This window comes from uncultured Paraglaciecola sp., assembly GCF_913058035.1.
Taxonomy (GTDB): domain Bacteria; phylum Pseudomonadota; class Gammaproteobacteria; order Enterobacterales; family Alteromonadaceae; genus Paraglaciecola.
Genome location: NZ_CAJXPA010000225.1, coordinates 1 through 5,633 on the forward strand (window position 1 = coordinate 1; position 5,633 = coordinate 5,633).

Annotated in this window: 5 protein-coding genes and 1 pseudogene; 5 read left to right on the forward strand and 1 reads right to left on the reverse strand. The window is 39.7% G+C overall.

The genetic code is table 11. From position 1 onward, the window contains the following. Window positions 1–239: 239 nt before the first annotated feature. The 4 genes from QZ562_RS18950 (at window position 240) to QZ562_RS18965 (ending at window position 4,551) form a co-directional block, all read left to right on the forward strand. Window positions 240–650 (forward strand): GNAT family N-acetyltransferase, encoded by a 411-nt coding sequence (locus QZ562_RS18950; protein ID WP_293763720.1) that lies wholly within the window; start codon window positions 240–242, stop codon window positions 648–650. A 552-nt stretch (window positions 651–1,202) separates the two neighbouring features. Beyond that, window positions 1,203–1,694, forward strand: coding sequence for an Lrp/AsnC family transcriptional regulator (locus tag QZ562_RS18955; protein WP_293763723.1), 492 nt, complete (start codon window positions 1,203–1,205; stop codon window positions 1,692–1,694). An 801-nt stretch (window positions 1,695–2,495) separates the two neighbouring features. Beyond that, window positions 2,496–3,383, forward strand: coding sequence for a TIGR01777 family oxidoreductase (locus QZ562_RS18960; protein WP_293763726.1), 888 nt, complete (start codon window positions 2,496–2,498; stop codon window positions 3,381–3,383). A 334-nt stretch (window positions 3,384–3,717) separates the two neighbouring features. Next, entirely contained in the window at window positions 3,718–4,551 is an 834-nt protein-coding gene (locus tag QZ562_RS18965; protein ID WP_293763729.1) for an HAD family hydrolase, read from the forward strand. 133 nt (window positions 4,552–4,684) lie between these two features. On the opposite strand, the gene QZ562_RS18970 is transcribed toward QZ562_RS18965, so the two are convergent. After that, window positions 4,685–5,083 (reverse strand): PAS domain S-box protein, encoded by a 399-nt coding sequence (locus tag QZ562_RS18970; RefSeq protein WP_293763732.1) that lies wholly within the window; start codon window positions 5,081–5,083, stop codon window positions 4,685–4,687. A gap of 427 nt (window positions 5,084–5,510) precedes the next feature. Between QZ562_RS18970 and QZ562_RS18975 the strand changes: the two are divergent. Further along, window positions 5,511–5,633, forward strand: a pseudogene (locus QZ562_RS18975) (IS110 family transposase); the annotation flags it as partial.

Sequence of the window (5,633 nt, forward strand, 5' to 3'; positions counted from 1 at the left end):
ATTGAAGCGTGGCAGCACACTCGATTTGACATGCTGTGGCGAATGTTAAACTGGCCGATGATTAATCGAGTTAGTCATTGGTGATACGAAGCTTGGCTCCGATGGAGAAATAACTCTACATAAAAATGGCTAAAACAAATGCGCTTATACTTTTATCTAATAGGCATGAAAACTTTGTTAATCTCGGTATTGGCTAATAAAAAGTAAAAACCACACTGTGACTTAAGGATATAGATGCGATGCTTGAAGTCAGCATAGACAATAGAAAGCCGAATCAAATTGATCTTGACCATATCAATGACATCATTAAGGGTGCGATAGATACATGGCAATTGCCGGAGCGAGTAAAACGAATGAGCCTACCGCTTTACTATTATCAGCAAGATGATTTAATTCATATGCAATTTCTGATCGCAGAAATAGCCGATGTTGGCATTGTTGGCCTAGCCGCCTTGGAAGAAACTGACACAATCGAACTGGCTGGTGCCCAACGCACAATGTTATTACACGGATTATATGTTGCCCCCTATTATCATCGCCGAGGCATCGCCACACGGCTGGTTGAATCCGCTGAATTGTGCGCCTGTAAATATGATGTTAGTGGTTTACTGGTCAAGGCTCAGGCTGATTCAGCACCATTTTTTAATTAAAAGGGGCTTACTAAATTGTTGGTTGAGGATTTTTCACGCGACTATGGTCACCGCTATTTGAAAATGATTTAGGCCTAGTCATTTACTTAGATTTAAAAGCTGCAGCTAAATAAGATATATAAAGAGCTTCAATATTTTCGAAAGGCAAAACATCTGCTTTATCAAAAGATGTTATTTATTCCAAAATCGGATGCTTTAGAGGCAGAACATAAAAAAAGTTAAACCTTTTCTAAGTAACAGTTGCTTCGTATTGGACTTCAAACAACATTAAATTATTATGCGTTAAGTTTTTATTAAAGATGATTTTAGCCACTTGTTAATCTCGGAATGACGGAAGTAAATTTTTCTATATTGATGTCGATTCGAGTGATATTCTGACAAGCAGGCTCGGTAGTCGCTGATTATTGCTTCTAGATTGACTCTCATTGTTGTTTAGTCTGGTGTCATTGCAATGCCATACCAGATAAGGCGTTGATGCACTCCATAATTTATAGAACTTGAACTCATACGGCCCATTATTACTTGATGACGATATTAAAGAAGCCCAGATGAATGAAAAAACTCAGCCTTGATGTAATTGATATTAGAATTCTCAGTGCAGTCCAGAAATATGGTCAATTGAGTAAAACTAAACTGGCACAGATCGTGAATTTGTCAGCAACGCCATGTTGGTTTAGATTAAACAAACTGAAAGAATCTGGCTTCATAATGGCCTATCGCGCTGATATTGCAATAGGTCGGATCGGCGAACTGTCCCAAGTAGTTGTAACAGTCTCACTGTCTCATCACGGCAAGTCTGATATTGAACGCTTTGAAGCTCATATCTGCAAGACAGATGGTATTACCGAATGCATTTCGACATGCGGTGGTATAGATTATATCTTGAAAGTTATTACGGTTAACCTAACTGAATTTCATCAATTGATAGAATCTCTGCTTTCAGCTGACATCGGGATTGACCGTTATATGATTTATATTGTGACGCGTGAAATAAAGTCAGAACCGCCCAATCTTGTGCAGTTATTCAAACCCAATAAGAAATAACGCGGAACGTCTAAAAAATATGGATAACGAGTTACGTTAGCCTGTTAGGCCTTGATAGGCCCTTTTTTCAGCTCGCTTTTATACCAAAGCTGATATTGTAATTTGACCATTTAACTCGTCCCCGGCTAGTCAGAACATTTTTGTAAAGGGGGTAAAGATCCTAGTTCAGTTAGAAGACTTTGGTTTCGGCACATAAATCCACAAATCTCCCTATGTCGATGCAACGATGCTGTGAGGAGCAAAAAGACTTTCGGTATACAATTATATGTATATTTAACATGATTTGGGAATCCTGAACAGAGCTTCTGGAATCTTCTGAGCCATGCAATTTTAAGTGATGTTGCCGCTGGGCGTCAGTTTGAAATTGCTGGCCCTGATGCTTCCTAATTCACTCAGATGTTGACGCCTCGTGACCTGTCGAGCCGCTCTGTCGGACGGTCAAATACTTCCAGATTACCAACGCCGATGGCGGTATCCTAAACGACTCGCTTCTGCTTCGTCTGGTCGAAAGTCATTTCTGGATCTCGCTAGTCGATAATAACAGTAGGCTCAAAGAAGTTGTTAAATGTCCCGCAGTAAACTGATATTGCTCTGGCAGTTACAGTAGACACATCCATTGAAAAATTGAACTCACAACCTATAGCCTTCACTGATAAAACAACAAATAGATGAGAATATATGGCAATAGAAAAATCGATTATTTTATGTTTTTACACGTAACGGTTCGTGGTAATTTCATTCAATACTATAATGATAGACAAAATTTTTGAACAATACTGAGCATTGACTTCAAGGAAAAAAATGAACTTACTAATTACAGGCGGCACTGGCTTTGTTGGCTCTGCTCTATGTTCTCGTTTATTAGGGGAACAGCATAAAATTGTGGTGCTGAGTAGAAACCCTGAAAAAATCAAACCACCAATTAAAGCTGTGGCCAATTTAGATCAGCTATCAAACGATGATATTTTTGATGTTGTAATTAATCTAGCTGGTGAACCTATTGCTAATAAACGATGGAATGATCAGCAAAAAAAGCGTATTTTTGGTAGCCGTATAGAGACTACGGAAGCGCTTATTGAATATTTCAAAAAATCTAAACATAAACCCAAATTATTAATCAATGGTTCCGCAATTGGTTACTATGGCACTGCTAAAACGAATGATAATATTGACGAAAAATCAGGCTGTGACGATAGTTTCTCTAGTCAGTTATGCCAAAAATGGGAAGCAGCTGCCCTGGAAGCAGAGTCGCTAGGTATTCGCACGTGCTTGATAAGAACCGGTATTGTTTTAGGTAAGAATGGAGGTGCATTAAGTAAGATGTTGCCACCTTTTAAAATGGGCCTTGGTGGAAGAATAGGCTACGGTAAACAGTGGATGTCCTGGATTCACTTAGATGATTTGGTTGGTATTATTTTATACTGCATCAATAATGACAATCTTAAAGGTGCTGTTAACGGCACATCGCCCAATCCAGTGATAAATGAAGTCTTTACTAAGACACTTGGAACAGCTTTAAAACGCCCCACTATTTTCCCTATGCCTGAAATAGTTATAAAACTATTAATGGGACAAATGGGTGAAGAACTGTTGTTATCAGGAAAAAGAGTTTTACCTCGAAAAGCCTTAGATGCCGGTTATATTTTCAAGTACAAAACCCTAGAAGATGCGTTAATAAACGTAGTGTAGATATAATTCGATTAAGAATGAAGTTAACAATCACCAAGTGCAGCAAACACATTCAATACTTTTCGCTGACCCCTTTGTTTACAGTTAATAATCGACGTGTGTTCACATAATAGCCTTAAAATTTTTAACTGAGGGTTCTTTCTGAATTCTTAAATTTAAAGGACTTGTCCATTCTTTACTCGGACGCGTATTACTCTACTTATATCAATCTGTTGCCGCCAGCATGAGTAATAATTTGATACACTGTTTTTAGTTTTAAGGCACTTCTTTAGAGCCTGCATTGACTCACTTAAGCAGAAAGATAACCACTAACATTTCCCAAAGGCTATTTGCAATGGAACTCATAGTATTCGATCTTGATGGTACTCTTCTCAATCGGAATTCGACAATATCAAATTACACCAGCGAGACACTTAAACTGCTGTCTAAAAACCAGATTGCCTACACCGTGGCGACGGGCCGAACATTTCACGGAGCGCGCACTATTCTAGAAGGTCATCGCTTCGATCTACCACAGGCTTATAAGAACGGTGTAATGGTCTGGCATCCTGAACAACAGCGTTTTTCGAACAACACAACGCTCAGGGCTTCCGAACTTGAAGGCGTCGTCCAGACTTGTCTCCGTCAGGGGCTTACACCTTTCGTCTTTACCTTGGATGAAGACTATCAAACCACAGTTTATTACCCAGCATTACAAACCGAAGCAGATCAAGTGCTCGTTCAGGGCTTTTGTGTTGACGATAATGTCACAACGCGACCACTCGACGAACTCCCTTCAGATGCCGCTGTCACTCACGTTAATTCTATTGGAGCGGTCGATGCGATTAATTTAGTAACGCAAAGAGTCGAGGATGAACCACACCTTGTTGCTTACTCTGGCTTGGCCATAGAAGGCGCCCAATGGCACTGGCTCGATATTCACCACAGCGCTGCCAGTAAGGGCGTCGCAATTACAACATTGAAGCAGTTATTAGGCTTCGAGCGTGTCATCTGTTTTGGCGACAGTGACAACGATCTCAGTATGTTCGAAGCAGCCGACGAGAGTTACGCGCCGGCGAATGCCAATAATGTGATCAAATCTGCCGCAACAGCAGTCATAGGACACCACAACGAGGAGGGTATTGCCAAATTTCTACGTAAGCGATATTCACTTGACTCAGCAAATTGATAAGAGGAACCAAACTTTAATTGTTATAAATAAAGACTGAAGGCCTTACTTTTTAAACTAAGTTGTTAGTAAATCGCCAACATTACTTTGGCGACCCAGTTCGAAAAGCACATTTAAATTTGAGGATCAGTTGTTAAATGCTCGAATCTTCCCGCTGAATAGCAACCCAAGCTTCAATTGATTCGTCAATCTTAATTGGCAGCACACGCCAGTACATAATAAATGGAGTACCATCTTTTTTATAATTGATAGCTTTTCCTTCAAAGTTGTTACCCGACTTCATTGCGTCAGTGAGGCGACCAATGACTTTTTGATCGGTCCCAGCACCCTGAAGAATTCGAGGCGTTTGCCCAATAACTTCTAACGGATCGTGACCAGTAAGGATTTCAAAGGCTTTATTGGCATAAATTACTTTCCCCTCAAGAGTTGCGTCAGTAACTAAAATTGAGTCGAAACTATTTTCCGCTAGCACCTTTAATAATTCTAGACTGGTTCCTTCTTTCTCAAGGCACGTTTCGATTGTGTTAACCATTATTGCTCCTAATATTATGAATTCAAAATTTTTACGGGGCGAGGATCCTTTCAGATCACCCACAAGATTAACAGAAAGAATTAACAGGACACTCATGTTAATTCTTTACCCAGTCGGCAAAGTCAATGCCTTCCCCTCGACTCAAAGCTCGCCGATTATTTTGTGAATTCAGTAGGGCAATTAGCATGAATAGAGGGTCAAGTTACTTGATTAATAAGACTCTGGGTACTCCTGATTTATTCATACTGGCCAAAACTGAGCGACTTAGTTTGTATTTTTGATTACGAACACTTTGTTTTACTCATACGTTTATGATGAGTAAATTATGCAGCAGATTGATAGGTAGCATAAGGACGCAGGTTTATTAGTCGCTTACGTTGATTAAAAGTCATATTAATCAAGCAACTTGACCCCTAATTTTTCCGATCAACAAAAAAGCAAAGGAAAACCACATAACAGCATCATCAGAGCGCTAGCTTTCAAGTGGATTAGAATAGTCTTTATATGCTGGAAGACGAAAAAGCCCTACGACGAATCAAAATACTTAGAG

Coding starts and splice junctions, on each gene's coding strand:
- QZ562_RS18950 (WP_293763720.1), top strand. CDS start 240: ATGCTTGAAGTCAGCATAGACAATAGAAAGCCGAATCAAATTGATCTT.
- QZ562_RS18955 (WP_293763723.1), top strand. CDS start 1,203: ATGAAAAAACTCAGCCTTGATGTAATTGATATTAGAATTCTCAGTGCA.
- QZ562_RS18960 (WP_293763726.1), top strand. CDS start 2,496: ATGAACTTACTAATTACAGGCGGCACTGGCTTTGTTGGCTCTGCTCTA.
- QZ562_RS18965 (WP_293763729.1), top strand. CDS start 3,718: ATGGAACTCATAGTATTCGATCTTGATGGTACTCTTCTCAATCGGAAT.
- QZ562_RS18970 (WP_293763732.1), bottom strand. CDS start 5,083: ATGGTTAACACAATCGAAACGTGCCTTGAGAAAGAAGGAACCAGTCTA.